The organism is Neobacillus sp. NPDC058068 (assembly GCF_042885335.1).
GTDB lineage: Bacteria > Bacillota > Bacilli > Bacillales > Cytobacillaceae > Neobacillus.
In genome coordinates, this window is sequence record NZ_JBHVSI010000014.1 from 128,506 (window position 1) to 148,899 (window position 20,394).

Annotated in this window: 17 protein-coding genes; all 17 read right to left on the bottom strand. The window is 37.7% G+C overall.

Translation table 11 applies throughout. The annotated features are described in order from the left end of the window. Positions 1-177: 177 nt before the first annotated feature. Complete coding sequence (locus tag ACFVSW_RS17410; protein WP_387317916.1) at positions 178-1,608, bottom strand: PTS mannitol transporter subunit IIBC; 1,431 nt, start codon at positions 1,606-1,608, stop codon at positions 178-180. 182 nt (positions 1,609-1,790) lie between these two features. Beyond that, on the bottom strand, positions 1,791-2,933 hold the full coding sequence (locus tag ACFVSW_RS17415) for a mannitol-1-phosphate 5-dehydrogenase (RefSeq protein ID WP_387317917.1): 1,143 nt from the start codon (positions 2,931-2,933) through the stop codon (positions 1,791-1,793). Positions 2,934-2,938: 5 nt separating this feature from the next. Beyond that, the gene (locus ACFVSW_RS17420) at positions 2,939-5,029 is read right to left on the bottom strand and encodes a BglG family transcription antiterminator (protein ID WP_387317918.1); all 2,091 of its coding nucleotides are present in this window, start codon (positions 5,027-5,029) and stop codon (positions 2,939-2,941) included. A gap of 85 nt (positions 5,030-5,114) precedes the next feature. Further along, positions 5,115-7,019, bottom strand: a complete 1,905-nt coding sequence (locus ACFVSW_RS17425; protein ID WP_387317919.1) for a PTS mannitol transporter subunit IICBA — start codon at positions 7,017-7,019, stop codon at positions 5,115-5,117. A gap of 667 nt (positions 7,020-7,686) precedes the next feature. Then, positions 7,687-9,024, bottom strand: a complete 1,338-nt coding sequence (locus ACFVSW_RS17430) for a glucose-6-phosphate isomerase (protein WP_387317920.1) — start codon at positions 9,022-9,024, stop codon at positions 7,687-7,689. 75 nt (positions 9,025-9,099) lie between these two features. After that, positions 9,100-9,768, bottom strand: a complete 669-nt coding sequence (gene fsa / locus ACFVSW_RS17435) for a fructose-6-phosphate aldolase (RefSeq protein ID WP_387317921.1) — start codon at positions 9,766-9,768, stop codon at positions 9,100-9,102. A 30-nt stretch (positions 9,769-9,798) separates the two neighbouring features. Then, positions 9,799-10,692, bottom strand: a complete 894-nt coding sequence (gnd, locus tag ACFVSW_RS17440) for a phosphogluconate dehydrogenase (NAD(+)-dependent, decarboxylating) (RefSeq protein ID WP_387317922.1) — start codon at positions 10,690-10,692, stop codon at positions 9,799-9,801. Positions 10,693-10,721: 29 nt separating this feature from the next. Beyond that, positions 10,722-12,716, bottom strand: coding sequence for a transketolase (tkt, locus tag ACFVSW_RS17445; RefSeq protein ID WP_387317923.1), 1,995 nt, complete (start codon positions 12,714-12,716; stop codon positions 10,722-10,724). 27 nt (positions 12,717-12,743) lie between these two features. After that, positions 12,744-14,246 (bottom strand): glucose-6-phosphate dehydrogenase, encoded by a 1,503-nt coding sequence (zwf, locus tag ACFVSW_RS17450; RefSeq protein WP_387317924.1) that lies wholly within the window; start codon positions 14,244-14,246, stop codon positions 12,744-12,746. Positions 14,247-14,300: 54 nt separating this feature from the next. After that, complete coding sequence (gene glpX / locus ACFVSW_RS17455; protein ID WP_387317925.1) at positions 14,301-15,248, bottom strand: class II fructose-bisphosphatase; 948 nt, start codon at positions 15,246-15,248, stop codon at positions 14,301-14,303. A gap of 41 nt (positions 15,249-15,289) precedes the next feature. Next, positions 15,290-15,424: a BA3454 family stress response protein gene (locus tag ACFVSW_RS17460; RefSeq protein ID WP_387317926.1), complete on the bottom strand. Its 135-nt coding sequence runs from the start codon at positions 15,422-15,424 to the stop codon at positions 15,290-15,292. A 304-nt stretch (positions 15,425-15,728) separates the two neighbouring features. Further along, positions 15,729-16,049: a winged helix-turn-helix transcriptional regulator gene (locus ACFVSW_RS17465; protein WP_387317957.1), complete on the bottom strand. Its 321-nt coding sequence runs from the start codon at positions 16,047-16,049 to the stop codon at positions 15,729-15,731. A gap of 44 nt (positions 16,050-16,093) precedes the next feature. Beyond that, positions 16,094-16,591 carry a hypothetical protein gene (locus tag ACFVSW_RS17470; protein WP_387317927.1) on the bottom strand — a complete coding sequence of 166 codons (498 nt, stop codon included), beginning with the start codon at positions 16,589-16,591 and terminating at the stop codon, positions 16,094-16,096. A 406-nt stretch (positions 16,592-16,997) separates the two neighbouring features. Further along, positions 16,998-18,323, bottom strand: a complete 1,326-nt coding sequence (locus tag ACFVSW_RS17475) for a glycoside hydrolase family 18 protein (protein WP_387317928.1) — start codon at positions 18,321-18,323, stop codon at positions 16,998-17,000. Between the two features lie 43 nt (positions 18,324-18,366). Then, positions 18,367-18,990 carry a sporulation-specific diadenylate cyclase CdaS gene (gene cdaS / locus ACFVSW_RS17480; RefSeq protein WP_387317929.1) on the bottom strand — a complete coding sequence of 208 codons (624 nt, stop codon included), beginning with the start codon at positions 18,988-18,990 and terminating at the stop codon, positions 18,367-18,369. Positions 18,991-19,180: 190 nt separating this feature from the next. Next, positions 19,181-19,666, bottom strand: a complete 486-nt coding sequence (locus ACFVSW_RS17485; protein ID WP_387317930.1) for a hypothetical protein — start codon at positions 19,664-19,666, stop codon at positions 19,181-19,183. Between the two features lie 14 nt (positions 19,667-19,680). Then, positions 19,681-20,166, bottom strand: a complete 486-nt coding sequence (locus tag ACFVSW_RS17490) for a CBO0543 family protein (protein WP_387317931.1) — start codon at positions 20,164-20,166, stop codon at positions 19,681-19,683. Positions 20,167-20,394 lie beyond the last annotated feature (228 nt).

Here is a 20,394-nt window from a genome sequence, read left to right on the forward strand (position 1 = left end):
GACCGTCAAACACCAATCATATGATGTTGCCAAAATTAAATTTTTCTAATTACACTATCATTTTAATCCCGTAAATCCCTTTATACAACGGAAGCTATTTATATTTTAGTCAACTGCATTGTTGACAACATTAAAATAAGAAGGGCCTAGCACATTTTGTCTAGGCCTTTCGTTCAGTTATTTTTGCAGATCATTTATTAATTCGTCATATCTGGGACTATTTAAAAAGTTTTCTACCGAAATATGTTTCACATTCGGAAGCTTTGCTTTAGCACGGTCTGTTAAATCTTTGTGCGTAACAACAACGTCAGCATCATTTGGTAAGTTGTTAATCGCTGTGTTTATCACAGTAACATCTAAACCGGCCTTTTTTACCTTATTTCTTAAAATGGATGCACCCATGGCACTTGAACCCATACCGGCATCGCAAGCAAATACAATTTTGTTTACATTTTCAGGAATGATTGCATCTTGTGAGTTTGTTAACACTGAAGAAACAGAGCTTTTCTTGCCTTTCATTGCTTCCATTTTCGCTGCCGCTGTTGATAAATCTTCATCAGTAGCTTTACTTGTTTTCAAGATTAATGATGCCACTGCGAAAGAAACAGCTGTTGCTACTAATACACCAGCTACCACTCCAACATAATTTCCTTTTGGAGTCATTGCAAGCAGGGCGAAGATACTTCCTGGTGATGGAGCAGCAACTAGACCTGCGTTGAAAAGATTAAATGTAAATACTCCACTGATTCCGCCAGCCATAGCCGCAAAAATTAGCATTGGCTTCATTAAGATGTATGGGAAGTAAATTTCATGAATACCACCTAAGAAGTGAATCACGACTGCACCAGGTGCTGTCATTTTCGCTGAGCCTTTACCAAACAACCAGAAAGCAAGCAGGATACCTAATCCCGGTCCAGGATTTGTTTCTAGCAAGAAAAGAATCGACTTCCCAGCTTTTGTTGCTTGTTCAATCCCTAAAGGACTTAAGATACCGTGGTTAATCGCGTTATTTAAAAATAATACCTTTGCTGGTTCAATTAAGACATTTGCAAACGGTAACATATTATGATTGACAATAAATTGAACGCCTGAAGCTAAAGTATTACTTAAGGCCTCAACAACCGGACCAACACCTTTATAGGCTGCTAAGGTTAACCCGCCGCCGAGAATTCCTGCAGAGAAGTTATTCACAAGCATTTCGAATCCTGATTTCACTTTTCCTTCAATAAGTTTGTCAAAGTACTTAATGAGCAATCCGCCAACTGGACCCATAATCATGGCCCCTAAAAACATTGGGATATCTGTTCCGACAATGACGCCCATTGTTGCTGTGGCACCAACTACACCACCGCGAATATCATAAACCATTCGACCGCCGGTAAAACCAATTAATAATGGCAATAAAAATGTAATCATCGGACTTACTAGTGTTGCTAGATCCTTATTCGGTGCCCAGCCCGTCTCGATAAATAACGCTGTGATTAGTCCCCAAGCAATAAACGCTCCAATATTCGGCATAACCATACCACTTAAATAACTGCCGAACTTCTGTATCTTCACTTTTACGTCTGCTTTTTCTTTTGCTGTTGCCGTTGCTGTTTCAATCATCTCTTTTCCCCCTTAACTTATTTGTAGAACTTTCTATATTCAGATTAAAGCGTTTTCAGAATTCAATCAATTAATACAAAACTTCATTTTGTCTTAATCATTGTTGCCAGTATTAATTATTACAGAAAAAAGGGTCAATCCTCCGCTACATGAACCGTAGCGGGTGATTGACCCAGAAGTTATTATTTCTTTATAGCATCGTAGTTCCTTAAAATCATGCGGCTAATTTCGCTGTTTTCATCCAACCCGCTTACTTCTTTGAGCGCAACTGGAAGCCCCTTTTCTTTAATGATCGCTTGCAGCTTTACTGCTTCGGCATCTTCTTGGTAATCAAAAAGCAGTGCCGATGCGATTGCCTTTGCAAGATTCGTGTATGAGAGTCCCGCTTTTGCTGCTTCAGTAGCAGGACGCACGAGACGATCGTTTGGACCAAGCTTACGAAGCGGTGAACGGCCTACTCTTGTCACATCATCATTCAAATAGGCATTTTTAAAACGGCTAATAATTTTTTCGATATATTGGCTGTGTTCCTCTGGATTTAAGCCATATTGATGAATCAAATAGGCACCCGTTTCGCCAAGTGTCGCTTTAACTTGTTTCACAATCTTCTCATCTGCTAATGCTTGATCAATCGTAGTCTTGTTCTCTAGATAACCAAGGTAGGCAATAACAGCATGCCCCGTATTCACCGTAAACAGCTTTCGCTCAATAAATGGAGCGAGGTCTGAAACAATCTTCATCCCTTCAACCGGTGGAATGCTATCGCTTGTCTCTACAACCCATTCATAATAAGGTTCAACCAGTACATCGAGGGAGCCTTGATTATTTTGAATCGGGACGATCCGGTCTACTGCCGAATTAAAGAAATACACCTTGCCCGCCAAATTTGCCTTCGTCTCATCATCTAAATGTTCGAAAATATAACCTTTTAACAAATCAGTCGCCGAAATTTGGTTTTCACAGGCAATCACATATAACTTTTCTGTGTTTGTCTTAACCCGTTCGCTTAACCCTTTCGCAATTAACGGAGCAATCCGCGGGAGGATATTCGGGCCTATCGCAGTCGTAAGGTAGGCTGCATCCTTTATTGCTGCGACCACTTCATTTTCTTGTGTCATATTGTTTAATCCTGACACGTTATCTACCGTGAGCGTTTCTTGTTTATCTGTAGCCAATTTTACTTGATAGTGCTTTTTCTCATTTAACTGGTTAATAATTTGATCGGCAATATCAACAAAGGTCACATGATAACCCGATTGTGAAAAAAGTGCGCCGATAAATCCTCTGCCAATATTCCCTGCTCCAAAATGGACGGCTCGTTTCATTTTTATCATTCCTTTAGTATATTTGTGTGAAGATAATCCAAAAAGATGGATTCCAATTTTGTCCGAATCATCTCTTCATTTGCGGATGAAAAAATCAGAATGGCGGCATGATTTTCAATTAAACTTGTGCTAATCAAGCTTACGATCTCCTGCTCTCTGACACTTAATTCCTCAGGTGCCATCATGAGCAGTACATTCTTCATGTACATATTCTTTCCGTCCATACCTTTTACAAGTATAGGCTGCTCTAAATGAGAAATCTGGAAGATGAGTTCATGAACGTTCTTATTTCTGCAGTGAAATAGTGCCAACCCGGTATTTGGAATACCGAGCCCACTTTTTCGTTCCCGAGCTTCTATCGATTCCAGAACATCACTTGAATCTATTAACAGCCCATTCTTTTCAGCCAGTTTTACCATTTCTTCTAAAATCTGATTATGGACTTTTAGATGCGGCATCCGATAAACGCAGAAGTTATTTAAAACAGACTGAATACTTTGATATACATCCTTTATCTCCTGTAATAATTCCCCTAAAGTGACACTTGTAAAACTGGCTGCGTGAGCCTTATTGGGAGTTGTTTTTAGATAATTCTTATTTTCTGTTATAGTCTCGATGTTATCCCTTATGAAATTCCTGATGGTTACGATATTTTCTTCACTTAATAGTGGAGAAACAAGGATATAGTCTAGATTTGTAAATGGGAGTTTAACGGTAGAGATAATCAGATCATAGCTGCTTAAATTATTTTGCTGCTGCATTTCTTTCATCGATTTGATCTCGATAGACCCAATTCCTACGATTTTCTTCTTAATTCTGCTGGCCAGCATCTTAGACGTTCCAATGCCTGTGGGGCATACAACCAGTGCCTTTATCGACAGATCTTCTTCCTGCATCACTAAAGCCGAACCAAAATGGAGAACGATGAAGGCAATTTCATCATCAGGAAAGTCTGGAATATCGATAAAATACTTTTCAACACTATTCTTAACAGCTAAAAACAGAAACGGATATTTTCGTTTAATTTCCTCTTTTAACGGGTTAAACAATCCCATTTCTTGTTTAATTCGATATAGTGACGGCTCCATATGGGCAAGCAGCCCCTGATACAAAGAAAAATCCTTAGTTAGATTCACATGAAGTTGTGAAGATACATGTTCGATTACGTTTTTTATCCTTTTGCTAAGGACAACACTATCATATGGAACAATATCGACGGCTTGAAGTTTAGAACCTCTAAGGATTGCCGCCAAAAAGAGTACATCCTCTTTCGTAAACTCGACCGAAAATGATGATTCAATACGCTGACAAATTTCCCTGATAAGGTTATATTCATTCGTCTGCTCATTGAGAAAATCTGCATCTTCCTCTAATAGAAAAGAGCCTTCCGTCCTTTGCATGGTAATACAAATATGTACGATTAGACCGATATAATCGCTATATGCAAGACTTTGCTCCAATTGATTAAAAGTAGTATTTACTTCTCGATTTATCGCAAGAAGGTAGTCTGGACGAAAATAAAACAAAATGACTTCTTGAAAGCTCTTTTCATTTTCCAACAAAAACAAACTTTCCATTAGTTCTTCATTAAAATGAAGCAATAGATAACTTGCCAGGGCTCTCCGTTTGTTTGATTCCGAGCCGTTTAGATCGACTCCGACTCCCCTTTTTCTAGTAATTTGTACATTAAAATGACGAAGCCACTCTGTCATTTCATCCAAATAGATTGTTAGGGTTGTGATACTAACACCAAGGTCATTGGCTAACGTCTGAATTTTATAGGACTCCTCTTGCACCAGGGATATTAGGAGCAGCAGTTTTTTTTCCTGTGGTGTTTGATCAATAGGGTCAATGTTCATTAAATACTGAATCAGGCGAAATATTTGCCCATTCTTCCCCTCAATCATGAGTCCTTTATCGATATTACGGACTAAATGAAGCGCAAATGAGTCAATAATTTTTTCTACCGCTTTTAAATCCCGTTGGATCGTTCGTCCACTCACATTTAAGTATGCAGCAATCGACGCAGCGGTATGTTTACCTGATGTTTTAACGATTAATTCAATGATTGCTTTTTCCCTTGAAGTTATATACATGCAACCAACTCGATTCTGATAAAAAGTACATGAGGAAAAGTGAATAGAAAAGCTGCAAATGCGGCTTTTCTATTCTGCAAATAAATTATTTATCATTTAAAATGTCCATGATTTCTCTTGCTGATTTTGCTTCAACTAGTTTTTCGATATTGGCCATATCAGAACAAGTAACGGCAATGCCAGATAAGATTTCAAGATGTGTCCCATCTTTCCCGGCAATACCGAAAATCAATCGTACCTTCTGACCGTCAAAGTCTACACCATTCGGTACTTGTAAAACCGTAAAACCAGAATTCAGGACATCCTTTTTCGCTTCTTCAGTACCATGTGGAATCGCGACATCATTGCCCATATAGGTGGATGTCATTTCGTCACGTGCGATCATCGCATCAATATAGCTTTCCTTTACATACCCTGATTTGACCAGTACATTGCCAGCGAAACGAATCGCCTCTTCTTTCGATACAAATTCTTGGTTAAGGAAGATATTTTCTTCACGCAGTAAAGCATCATCAGTGTGTGGATCACCGCTTGGAACAACTGCTTCTGCGTCTTCCACGATTTCTTGAAGTTCAGCCGTTTCAGGATTTTTTAACCGATTAATTAACTGATCGTATTCTGGACTTGATAGGAAGTTATCAACCGAAATATGATAGGCATTCGGCACTTGCTTCATGGCTCTTGGTGTCAACTCTTCCTGTGTTATAACGATTTGGGCATCAGAAGGCAGGTTACTAATCGAAGTATTGGTAACCGAAATATTCATTCCTGATTCCTTTACTTTTTTCCGAAGAAGGGACGCGCCCATTGCACTTGAACCCATTCCCGCATCACATGCAAAGATAATTTTGCTGACTTTTTCAGGCATTGTGCCAGTGTTAGCAGCAAAGACATTTGCAACAGAGCTTTTCTTGCCTTTCATTTCTTGCATTTTTCTTGCTGCCTCTTCAATGTCTTCATCCTTTTGCTTACCCGTTTTTAGAATGAAAGATGAAAGCACAAAGGAAACTATTCCAGCTACTAGGACACCAGCAATGTTGGCTAGATAAGCACTAGCTTGCGGCGGAGTAACGGCCATAATGGCAATAATACTACCCGGCGATGAAGGCGAAGCTAATCCCCCACCTAAAAGCATCAATGTAAAGATACCGCTCATTCCGCCTAGGATGACGGCAAAGAACAACATCGGACGCATTAAAATATATGGGAAGTAAATTTCATGAATCCCGCCAAAGAACTGAATAATAGCAGCGCCTGGTGCTGACCTTTTGGCCGTCCCTTTTCCAAAAATACTGAAAGCTAGCAGTACTCCGATACCAGGTCCTGGATTTGCTTCAAGTAGAAATAGAATGGATTTTCCTGTTGTTTTCGCTTGCTCTAACCCAATTGGCGACAGCACCCCATGGTTAATCGCATTATTTAAGAACAATACTTTTGCCGGTTCTATAATGATACTTGTCAATGGCAGCAATCCTGTTGCCAATAACCAATCAACACCGGTAATAAGCCAGCCTGTAAACGTGGTAACGGCAGGACCAATGGCTAAAAAGGCTAAAATCGCAAAAAATCCGCCTAGTATCCCTGCCGAGAAATTGTTAACAAGCATTTCAAAGCCTGCTTTAACTTTACCTTCAATCAGCTGGTCAAACTTTTTAATCACATATCCGCCAAGCGGTCCCATGATCATTGCACCGAGAAACATCGGAATATCTGCCCCGACAATGACACCCATTGTCACAATCGCCCCGACGACACCACCGCGTTGATCGTGTACAAGCTTACCGCCCGTATATCCGATTAAAAGCGGAAGCAAATAAATGACCATAGGATCAACCAATTTGGCAAGGCTTTCATTTGGGAGAATACCAGTAGGAATAAATAGTGCAGTAATTAACCCCCACGCGATGAAAGCTGAAATATTCGGCATTACCATCGAACTTAGGAAGTTACCGAACTTCTGGACAGCTACTTTTATATTTGATTGAGCCATAAGTCTCATCCCTTCATTATGATAGTACCTTATTAATGGTAAAGTACAAATCCTTTGCATTCAATAAAGAGGAAAACTAACTTTGTCACAACTAAGGTGACAAAGTTAGTTTTGCTCAAAGAACAAGCGGTTATGCCTCCCCATCATTGCACTAATATCTCAAATTTTTTAGCAGTTCTATGATGAGAATCCCCTTGTTTCAAGGAATAATACGTTTTCAATCAAACGATGGTTAGTTTTTAAAATACTAATCAATTGTTTAATTAATATCGGATCAATGGCTTATAAATAAAGGGTTTTATCCTTGAAATCGGATAAAATACTGTCGAAAATAAGACTCTTCTTTTTATCTTTATGCGCAAACCGTGACGAAAAATAGGTCTTTTCCGCTCATATTACACGCTTCTACAGGTATACCCATATTTTCTTATTAACTAAACGTTTAATTGAATTTGGACTTAGTCCTTCTCCCGTTTGGTTTTTTCCCGGGAAATTGATTAAAAAAATGTCGATAACACGCTCGACTTTTTTTTCATAAAATACCCTTTCCTCAAAAAAGACAGAGACTACCAGGTGTTGAACCTGATGATAAATAATAGAATACCCTTATATGGAGCTGTCATTAACTATGCTCACAAATAAGGGTATTTTTATACTTTATATATCGTTATTTATTTAACCGTTTTAGCAAAACTTCTTTTTCCGCTTCATAACCTGGCTTACCTAGTAAAGCAAACATATTTTTCTTATATGCCTCTACACCAGGTTGGTCAAACGGGTTTACACCTAGCAAATGTCCACTTATAGCAGTAGCTTTTTCAAAGAAGTAAATCATTTCACCGAATGTAAATTCATTTAATTGATCCAATTCGACGACTAAATTTGGAACACCGCCGTCTACATGAGCCAATACAGTTCCTTGAAAGGCATTTTTATTTACTTCATCCATCGTTTTTCCAGCCAAAAAATTCAAGCCATCAATATTATCTGGATCATCTTTTATGGTTAATTCAATTTTGGGCTTCTTCACCTGAAGAACCGTTTCGATTAAGTCACGGCGACCTTCCTGCACATATTGTCCCATCGAGTGTAAGTCAGTTGAAAAATCAACAGAAGCAGGAAATAGCCCTTTTTGATCTTTCCCTTCACTCTCACCATTTAATTGTTTCCACCATTCTGATACATAATGAAGCGATGGTTCATAGTTTACTAAAAGTTCAATTGTTTTTCCTTTACGATAAAGAGCATTACGTACGGCTGCATATTGATAACTTTCATTTGTTGAAAGCTCTGAGTTATTATATTTTTTAGCAGCGGCCATTGCTCCTTCCATCATTTTATCGATATCCAGACCAGCTGTCGCAATTGGTAAAAGACCTACTGCAGTTAAAATGGAATATCTTCCACCAACATCATCAGGAATCACAAATGTTTCATACCCTTCTGCATCAGCTAATTGTTTTAGTGCCCCTTTTGCTTTGTCAGTGGTCGCATAAATACGTTTTTTTGCTTCTTCTTTGCCGTATTTTTTCTCTAAATAGTCACGGAAAATACGGAAGGCTACAGCCGGTTCGGTTGTTGTACCAGATTTAGAGATAACATTTACAGATATATCTTTACCCTCAAGCAACTCTAGCAAATGTGTAATATATGTAGAGCTAATGTTTTGACCTGCAAAATATACTTGAGTTGTATCGCTCATTTGATTATGGAATGTATGAGAAAGTGCCTCAATGGCAGCTCTTGCTCCTAGATAGGATCCACCGATTCCGATCACAATTAAAGCATCTGAATTACTGCGAATTCGTTCAGCAGCCTTTTTAATTCTTGAAAACTCTTCTTTATCATAATTATTCGGTAAATCTACCCAACCAAGAAAATCAGATCCTGGCCCCTTTTTGTCGTGTAATCTATTATGAGCAACTTTCACAAATTCATCTAAATAATCAACTTCGTTCTGATTCATAAATGATAAGGCGTTAGAGTAATCGAAAGAAATGGTCATGTAAAGCCCTCCCAAATTAGATGTAAAAATAGGAGCAATCAGCGATTTCACTGATTGCTATATGTCTAAAAAACCCTAGTTTTTTGTCTTTTTAGCCCAATCAGCAGCAAATTTCTCAATCCCTTGATCAGTTAATGGATGTTTAGTAAGCTGCTCAATAACACTGTAAGGAATCGTAGCGATATGAGCACCTGCCATCGCTACACGTGTTACATGGTCTGGGTGGCGAACGGATGCAGCAATGATTTGAGCATCTAAGTTATGAATGCGGAATAATTCTGCGATTTTACTTACTAATAGGACACCATCTTCAGAAATATCATCTAATCGGCCTAAGAATGGTGATACATATGCTGCACCTGCGCGAGCAGCTAATAGCGCTTGGTTCACCGTGAAGATAAGTGTCACATTGACCTTAACACCCTTTTTAGCAAGATAACGTGTAGTCTCTAATCCCGCAACATTCATAGGAACTTTAATAGTGATGTTTTTATCTCCGCCGTTAATTTTAATCAGCTCGTCAGCTTCTGCGATCATTTCTTCAGCTGTTACTGCGTTTGGAGTTACTTCTGCAGAAACAGATTCAACTTCTGGTACAGCTTGTAAAATTTCTGCGATACGATCTTCGAATTTAACGCCTTCTTTAGCAACTAATGATGGGTTGGTTGTTACACCAGATAAAACGCCCATTTTATAGGCCTTTTGAATATCCTTTAGGTTAGCAGTGTCGATAAAAAATTTCATGAAAATATTCCTCCATTTTAATAAGAGTTTTTAGTTTTTTTCTACTGCATGTCCACCAAACTCGTTGCGAAGAGCGGCGACAACTTTTCCTGTAAATGTATCATTTTCTAGTGAACGGTTGCGCATCAACAAGGACATGGTGATAATTGGAGCGGCAACTTGGAGATCAAGTGCGGTTTCAACCGTCCATTTCCCTTCACCGGAAGAATGCATAATACCTTTGATTTGATCCAGCTTCGCATCTTTAGAAAAGGCATGTTCAGTTAATTCCATTAACCATGAGCGAATGACTGAACCGTTATTCCATACTCTTGCGACTTTTTCATAGTCGTAATCAAATTCGCTTTTTTCTAATACTTCAAATCCTTCACCAATTGCAGCCATCATGCCATACTCAATTCCATTATGAACCATTTTAAGGAAATGGCCGCCTCCTGCTTTACCTGTAAAAATATAGCCATTTTCTACAGCAGTATCACGGAAAATAGGTTCTACAACCGCCCAAGCTTCCGGATCTCCCCCTACCATATAGTTTGCTCCATTACGAGCACCTTCCATCCCGCCAGATGTTCCTGCGTCCATATAGCTAACGCCAATTTCCTTTAGTTGATTATAACGGCGGATGGATTCTTTATAATGGGAGTTCCCAGCTTCAATTACGATATCGCCCTTTTCCAAAAGCGGTGTCATTTCACTAAGAACCGAATCCACAACTGGATGTGGTACCATAATCCAAAATACTCTCGGTTTGTCTAACGATAAGAAAAGTTCACTTAAATTAGTTGTTCCTTTCGCCCCATATTGTTGTATTTCTACTACAGCATTAGGATTTAAATCATATGCTGTAACTTGATGTTGATGATCAATTAAGTTTTTCCCAAGATTTAACCCCATTTTACCTAAACCAATTAAGCCGACTTGCATGTTTTTCACCCCTGATGTTATGTCTAGATTTAAGAATTTAATAAACTTTTAGTTGTTTGAACAATGTTTGCTGTTGTAAATCCAAATAACTCCATTACAGCTGCTCCAGTTCCCGAAGCACCATATGTCTCGATAGATACAATTTTCCCTTCATGCCCTACATAACGATCCCATCCAAGAGAGATTCCCATTTCAATTGCCACTCGTTTGGTGATGGAAGAAGGTAGTACGAATTCTTTATATTGCTCTGATTGACGATTGAATAGTTCCCAACTTGGCATAGCCACAACACGTACTGAGATATTGTCTTTTTCAAGTTCTGTTTTAGCGTCGACAGCTAAAGAAACCTCGGAACCTGTGGCCAGAAGAATAACATTTGGTTCTCCATTTGTTTGAGTTAACACATATGCACCTTTTGAAAGATTATCAATATTTGCTTTTGTTTCATCAAACACCGGTAAGTTTTGCCGGCTTAAAACTAATGCAACTGGACCTTCCGTTTGATTTAAAGCGTAGCCCCACGCACTTGCTGTTTCATTTGCATCGGTTGGACGAATGACTGTAAGTCCTGGAATGGCACGAAGAGCTGCAAGATGTTCAACTGGTTCATGGGTCGGACCGTCTTCACCTACCGCAATTGAATCATGTGTAAATACATAAGTAATAGGCAGTTTTTGTAATGCAGCTAAACGAATAGATGGGCGTAAGTAATCATTGAAAACAAAGAATGTACTTACAAATGGTTTCACACCACCATGGAGAGCCATGCCATTACCAGCTGCCCCCATTGCATGTTCACGAACGCCAAAGTAGACGTTTCTGCCTGCATATGATTCAACCGCGAAAGGCGCTTCCCCTTTTATATCAGTCATCGTGGACCCAGAAAGGTCTGCACTGCCTCCAAAGATTGAAGGAACTTTTTTAACAAAATGATTGATTGCCATGCCGCTAGCTATACGTGTGGAAACGGCCTTTTCAGTTGAAAAAGTTAATATATCTTTAACATCAAGCAGCACTTTTCCCTCGATTGCATCTTCAAGTTCGCTTCCTAGTTGTGGATAGGCAGCTTTATAGGCTTTGAACAATTCATCCCATTTTTTTTCAGCTTGTACCCCATTTTGTTTCAATGCTTCAAAGTGAGCTTTTACTTCTTCCGGTACATAAAAATCATTTTCGTACTCCCAGCCATACACCTTTTTGGTTTCTTTTGTTTCCTCAGCTCCAAGTGGATTACCGTGTGCTTTATTCGATCCGGCAACCTTAGGACTGCCAAAACCGATAATCGTTCTAACTTCGATTAAAGTTGGCTGGTCTGTATTTAATTTAGCTTCTGCAATGGCTTTTGTGATTTCTTCGACATTATTTCCATCTTCTACTCGAAGATATTGCCAACGAAGCGATTCCGCTCTTTTTTTAATATCTTCAGAGAAGGAAAGATTTAATTCCCCATCCAGTGAAATATCATTGGAATCATATAAAGCAATTAACTTTCCTAGTTTCATATGGCCAGCCATTGACATGGCTTCATAGGAAATACCTTCCGATAAATCGCCATCGCCAACTAATGTGTAAGTATAGTGGTCAACCACTGGGTATGCATCTTTATTAAATTTCGCAGCTACATGAGCTTCTGCCATTGCCATCCCCACAGCATTGGCTATTCCTTGTCCTAATGGGCCAGTTGTTACATCGACACCATCCGTATGACCAAATTCAGGGTGACCAGGTGTTTTACTGTTTAATTTTCGAAAGCTTTTCAAATCTTCGATAGAGACATCATAGCCGCTAAGATGAAGCAAGCTATATAACATACTAGAACCATGACCCGCTGATAAAACGAAGCGATCACGATTGAACCATTTTGAATGATTGGGATTATGTGATAAATGATTTGCCCAAAGTGCATAAGCCATTGGTGCTGCTCCCATTGGCAAGCCTGGATGACCAGAGTTTGCTCGGTTGATGGCATCGATTGATAAAGTACGAATCGTATTCACAGCTAAAGTTTCAATTGCTCTACTCATAAAATTTCCTTCCTCCTCGGAACTTTCTTATTGTGCTACTAATTCTTGAACGGGCTCACTTAAATCTTGTACCTTTTCATCATCCAGCCACCATTTGAATCCATCCTCATCAAGCAATCGATCTGCTGCCGCAGGACCGTTGGAACCTGCTGGATATAAATGAAGGGGTAAGAGATTTTCTTTAAAAGCCTCCAGAATAGGCTGTACCCATTCCCATGACAATTCAACTTCTTTCCAATGAGCAAAGAACGTGGAATCACCAAGAATAGCATCAAATATCAAACGTTCATATGCTTCAGGTACTTCTTTTTGTTCAGTTGAAAAACCAATTTTCACGGGTTCAACTTTTCCATTTATAGGATTCCTGCTGTTTAGTTGTAAGGTTACTTTTTCATTTGGACCGATCTCGATAATCAAAAGATTGGATGCCACTTTTTTTGCCGAACCCTTATGGCCTGCATTTTTGAATTCAATGACAATCCGTGTAGATTTTTCAGCCATTCTTTTTCCTGTTCGAATATAGAATGGCACCCCTTGCCAAAATGGATTGTCAATCCAAAGTCTGGCTGCCACAAAGGTATCATTTTGGGAGGAAGCTTCAATTCCCGGTTCATTTCGATAACTTACAACTGGCTGCCCTACTATTTCTCCTGAACGATATTGACCACGAACAACATTTAGGTTTACATCTTCTTTCTTTAAGTTACGGACAGATTCGATCACTTTCTTCTTTTCATTTCGGATTTCCTTCGGGCTGATTTTCTTTGGCATATGCATGGCTGTCATCATCAAAATTTGCAGCATATGATTTTGGACCATATCGCGAATGGCACCAGAATGATCATAATATCCGGCGCGTTCCTCAACCCCAACCGTCTCACTTGCCGTAATTTGGACATTTGCAATATGCTGATTGTTCAATAACGTTTGAATGACAGGATTTAAAAATTGTAACTCTCCCAAGTTTTGAATCATTGACTTACCTAGATAATGATCAATTCGATAGATTTCATCTTCTTCAAAAGCTTTGCTTAAGTTTGCATTTAGCTCCCGAGCTGACTCTAAATCTCGTCCAAACGGTTTTTCAATGATCAGTCGTTTCCAACCTTTTGTGGAACCCAATCCACTTTCTTTAATATTCAAAGCGATTGTCTCAAAGAAAGATGGTCCGACAGATAGGTAGAACATCCGATTTCCGGAAATATTTAGTTCACTTTCACGTTGTTGAACAAGATTTAAAAGTTTTCCATAGTCATCAACGTTTGTTGCATCTAGAGTCTGGTAACGAAATGCACCAAGAAAAGCATCCATTTTGTCGCGATCGTCCACAACGCGCCTTGAAAATGTCTTGATTGATTGCTCAACATGATTTTGAAACTCACTATCGGACTTTTCACGTCTACCTAGGCCAATGATTGAAATGGACTTAGGCATTTTTTGATCAAGATATAAATTATATAAGGCAGGGAATATTTTCCGTTTCGCTAAATCACCTGTTGCGCCAAATAAGACGAAAGTCATTCCATCCATATTCGTTCCTCCTTGCTGCTGCTTTCTTCAAATTATTTCCACTGTTATTTCTTCTTATTTCTTGTTTAAACCATGTTGTCCCTCGATAAACCGTACTGTCCCAGTTTTAGCACGGATAACTACAGAATGTGTTGTCCCAACATTCCCTTTATATTGGACACCTCTCAGAAGTTCACCATTCGTTACACCTGTTGCTACAAAATAGGCATCATCGCCTTTTACAATGTCATCCATTAATAAAACTTTATTAAAGTCGTTAATACCCATTTTCTTCAAACGGATTTTTTCCTCTTCTGTGTGGGGAAGAAGCTTGCCTTGGAACTCTCCTCCTAAGCTTTTCAATGCGGTGGCAGCCAATACACCTTCAGGGGCGCCCCCTGAACCAAGCATGATATCAACACCCGTATTTTCAAATGCAGTATTTATAGCAGCTGCCACATCACCGTCTTGCATAAGTTTAATTCTGGCTCCAGAATCACGAATTTCCTGAATCATTTTTTTATGTCGTTCACGATCTAAAATAGCCACAACTAGGTCTTCTATATTTTTATTTTTTGCCTTTGCGACTGCTGTTAGATTGTCTATGACTGGTGCATTAATATCAATTTCCCCCACAGATTCAGGACCAACAGCGATTTTTTCCATATACATGTCTGGTGCATGCAATAGATTTCCATGCTCTGCGACGGCTATAGTAGCAAGTGCATTCCATGTTCCCGCAGCAACAATATTGGTTCCCTCTAATGGGTCAACAGCAATATCTACTTCAGGTCCATCACCTATACCCAGTTGTTCACCAATATATAACATAGGGGCCTCGTCCATCTCACCTTCACCAATAACAACGGTACCTCTCATATGAATGGAATTAAACATGTCTCTCATTGCTTGCGTTGCTGCTTCATCTGCTTCGTCCTTTTTCCCTCTACCCATCCATCTTCCAGCAGCTAAAGCCGCGGCTTCAGTAACTCGAACAAGTTCCATTGAAAAATTTCTGTCCATCTGATATTCTCCCTTCGTTATTAGATTTTTAATTTGACTATTTATTCACTCCATTGTTTTAATACCTGTTTTTCGGCAATACTCTTAATTGCTTTATTGGTTATACCTTTTTTAGCAATGACATTTGTTTTATATTTTCTTCCTTTAAATGAAACTGTAACCGTTACTTCGATCATGTCCTGCCTCTCCTTTCGACAACTTTTTAATGTTACTCCTATATCTGCTTAAATTTCCTTTTAATTTAAAACTCTCGAATTCGAGATATTACCGAAAAAGAAAAGCCCCTATTGCCTCTCAAAATACCAAATTACTCATTGTATTTTTGTTCCTAGGTAACTTTATGTAACCATAATAATACTTATTTATTCGTTCGTCAAGATATTTGTGTCTAATTTGTGAACTGGTAAATCATTGAAGTGTTCACCATGAAATCAAAAATTAAAATATCCCAAAAGATTGTACTTTTGGGATTGCCTCACTCTATTTGATTTTCATCCATTTATTGGCCCATTGACTAATAGGTCCGAGAATTTTTGCTAACTCATTTCCTTTTTTGGTTAATAGGTATTCTGTTCTTATTGGTCTTTCAGGAATTACATGACGTAATACTATCCCATGCTCTTCCAATTCTTTCATTCTCTCCGTTAGCACTCGCTTACTTAAATCAGGGATCATCGTATGAATTTCACTAAAGCGTTTCGGTCCACTTAATAATACATAAATAATTAAACCCGTCCATCTTTTTCCAATTAATTCAAAAGATTTTTCAATCTCCGGACAAAGTTCTGCCTGTTCTTCTATCAAATATCTCACTCTCCTTTTTTATTGGAATCAGAAAAAAATTATCAACAAGCTATATTTTTCTTTTGTAAAGCAATTTTAACATCTAGATTACGAACGTTTAATAATCCTTCTAACACTAAAAGTTTTGCATTATGTTCCTGGATTTCTATATCACTAACTACGTTTGCTTGTTTATAATTATAGATCATTTGCCTTACTAATTCCTTGAATTTTGGAGATTCAATTAATAAATAATCAATTAGTTCGATTGCAGCCTGCTTTTCCAGTTCATTCTTAACTGCAAAGATACTTTGTTGATCCGGTTCAAATACGATGATAGATTGTAAATCCTCTGTAATTCTTAAACCAAAGTAGCTTTTTTTCGTTCCATAAAATTCATTATTCCGTATCCGCATTAAATCTAAGCCCACCATCATTTCATAATAGGGAGAGTTCTTAAATGGATATTGAAAACCACTAAGTTCAATGTTTGAACTTTCGTCAATAAATATTTCCTTTTCAGACTTAGTTTGGATAACCTTTGATTCTAACAAGTTCATTATAAAGACCTCACCTTTTTATTTTTTATATAATAATTTTTTTAAACAAAAAGTAACATGGGTATAAAAAGTAACCTTATAGGCAAAAAAAAGAGTAATCATTAATTTCCGTCCATATTTTCCGTTTTTACTTCATAAATTCGTTTGATGATTTGATATGGTCCTGGTTTATGCAATATTACTTCCATTAAACCACCTCCAACACATTATCTCAAATTTTAATATCTCGAACACAAGATAATTGTAATACCTTTTCTGTTTTATGTCAATAACTCATACTCTTCCAATCGAGGTAGTTACAAAAAAACTAATCGGGAAATTTCCAATTAGTTCTTCATTATTATTGATTTTCTTTTTTATTTTCTTCTTAAAATAAATATCCCAAATTAATAATAAATTATTATACTCAATGCACATTGAATTCATCTAGTATCATTTCCTCGGTCTGAGGCATAGTTAGACCAAGATGCCAGCAGCCCATCCCCGCTAATCCATATTGTCGAATAACACGGAGTTTAGCAAGCAAGCTTCGTGGGTCTTCAAACCATACTTCATGTAACTTTCCTTTATTATCAACATAACGAAACGCTGGAGCAGCCGCATTTTCATCATAGTGAATCGGACTTTGATATCCAGTATATATATCAATGGCATGTTGGGTCGAATAAGCAGAGCCAGAACGCTTATTACTTCCTATTACCCAATCATACGCATATTGTGGAATTCCCAGCATCAGCTTTGATCTATCGACAACTGAGACAGCATAATCTAGCGTGGCTTTGACTCTGTCTATTGGGGCAATTGGACCAGAAGGACCTCCAGGCCAATGCCAATCATATGTCATCAAAAACATTTTATCCAGGTATTTCCCTAGCGTTTTGTAATCATAAGCTGTGGAATAGGACGGGACCCGATCTCCTTCTTTTGGAGGAACGGCCATCATAACTTCCATTCCTGTAGGATGAAGCTTTGCAGCTAATTCTTTAATAAACAGATTGAGGTTATCTCGATCTTGCGTTTTCACCTGTTCAAAGTCAACGACCACCCCTTTGTAATCATGACTATCTAAAAGGGAATAAATATTATTAACCAGCTTTTTCCTTAACCAAGGCGTACCTATTAATCGATGAGTAAGATTTGGATCAAACCCTTTTTCGCTTAAATTTGTAATTGTAGCATATGGTAAGAGGTTCTCTTTCCAAGCTATCTTATGTGCCTGGTTTTCAGGTGTTTCAACGATGTTGCCTTGTTCATCGGAACTATACTCAAACACGAAAATACTTGAAAGAGTATTTTTATAATTATTCAGCATCCAAGCGTTGGTATTCTTATCTTTTGGAACAAAATAGGTTCCGGTCCATACATTCATTTTTGGAGGGCGGGGAATACTTAATTTCTGACCGGGCACAATGACACGACTCTTTAAATGATTCTGTTGCATTAATGTTTCTTCGCTAATGGCATGACGGTTAGCAATCGCCCATATACTGTCACCCGCTTGCACAAAATAAGTGGAACCAGGTATCAACATCGCCTGGCCAAGGACTAATTGGCTATTCTTAGCTAAACCATTTAGTTTAGCAAGTTCATCACTGTCAATTTTGTATTGTTTTGATATTTTGGTAAGGCTATCTCCTGACTTCACTTCATGGATGACTTGCGCGTAAGTCAATATAGGAGTCATTACTACCATATAGGCTGCAATGACCAATATCAATAAATTCTTAGCCATAAAAATCCTCCTGAAAAAATTTTTCCTAATCCTTTTAGATACCTTAGAACACAATTTGTTGTGTCGTGTTAATCGGATATAATTTTCCATTTAAGGCAAATGAAATTTTACCTGTTTCTTCAGAAACAACCAGTGCAAGAGCATCACTTTGTTCCGATACTCCTATAGCAGCACGGTGACGTGTGCCAAGTTTTTTTTCTGTAATCATCTTCGTTAATGGAAGAATATTAGCTGCTGAATAAACTTCGTTACCTCTGATTAATACTGCCCCATCATGCAGCGGGTTACCCGGGTAAAAAATCGATGCCAATAGCTTTGGTGTAACCATTGCACCGATAGTTGTTCCCTTTTGGATAATGTTGTCAAGAGAGTCACTTCGTTCAATTACAATCAACCCACCATGTTTACGTTTCGATAGATGCTGAGCTGTAGCGGTTAAATCCTCATATGTGTCAGTAAAGGACGATAAATAACAATTTAAATAAAAGGAGGCCGCCATTGATTCAATTGAATTCAGCTGTTCTTTAACATCCTCTAGACTTCCTAAAACACAAAAGTTTTCGTTTCCGAGTACTTTTAAATTTGATTGGAGTAGATGAATTAGGTGTTGAATTCCATCTTCTAGATTTTGTTTCATTGGTGAAAAATCGCAATTTTGACTGTCCATTCGTTTCCCTCCAACTACTGTTTTATCTTTTTAAACCTATTTAATAGAGAAATTCTTTTCCACGCAATCTTCTGAGCCCCATTCTCATTCACCATAATAAGCTGCCCTTTCTCGTTTGGATGATAATCAAAAACAAATAACCCAGCTAATCTTCCTCAAAAAAAGCCCATGTAGAAGGGCTTTTTTGAAATTAAGAAGGTCTCCCACTATACTTGGTTTTAGAAGTAATTTTTATTAATATATAACGAATTATAAATCCAATTCCTAACCCAGGTATCAAAGACAATATTGGAAGCCAAATAGGACCAAATGATATACCGAAAAATATTTTCGGTGAGTACATAAGACCTACTGTGACAAAATAGGCTCCAAAAGCAAATGGGACAAACGATAACCGAGGATTATCACCTTCCGCATATTTATAGGCATCATACATTGCAAACATATAAACACACGGATAAAACATAAGCCATTGGTAATCCACCACTCTGGCAGCATCATTTATTTTCCCAAGAAAACTAAACATGATCGCTTGATTAAATAAACTGTTTACATTGATGGTGAATTCTAAAAGGATAAAAATAACACCTTTTAAAAGGTGACCATTTAATAGTTGACCAAAACCCGGAAAAGCAATGCTCCAAAGAATTGCTTCTAACTTATACGTTTTATTCATAATATCAACCTTTATTATTCGGTTATATTTTGATTACCCTTTATTTTATCTAATTTTTTTATTAATCCCACAAAACCTCTAATCGTAAATAAAGTAAAATTCACACTTCCGAATGTATGGAATGGGGACCATTTTTTCCATTTAAATAATCTAGAATTCTTTTCAAAATACCACTGACCGATACTCATCGGAACACTAAATACCAAACTTTTTAATAAGATTTTTCCAAAATTATCGTTATAGGACATTTTCACCCAAATGACACTTAAAATAGGAAAAAACAACATGTCATAAATAATATTAGTTTTAAAAATTTTCCCTAAAGGACGAACTGGATATTCAATTCTTTTGGTTCCGACAACATAAGCATCAACCAGAGTCGCAAGAACCCCTTTTGAGAAGAAAATAAGAAGATTTTCTCTCATTTTTGAACCTCTAAATAAGAATGGCAGGGCAACTACACACAAACCAGTAAGTAAATTTAACAACTTTTTCTCCATTAAGCATCATCCCTTTTAGCATTATTATTTTTTAAAATTACCCTCAAAAAATTATTTATACCTGTTCTTTCCTGCTTGAGTAATATTATTTAATAAAACAAAAACGGTATATAAAGGAATAAAAAAATAGAACTAAAATGTATTTAAAATCGTATGTCCAAAAACTAGAAAAACTAATCGGAGTTCCGATTAGTTTTTTATTAAAAAATATGAGCGTTTTCTATTGAT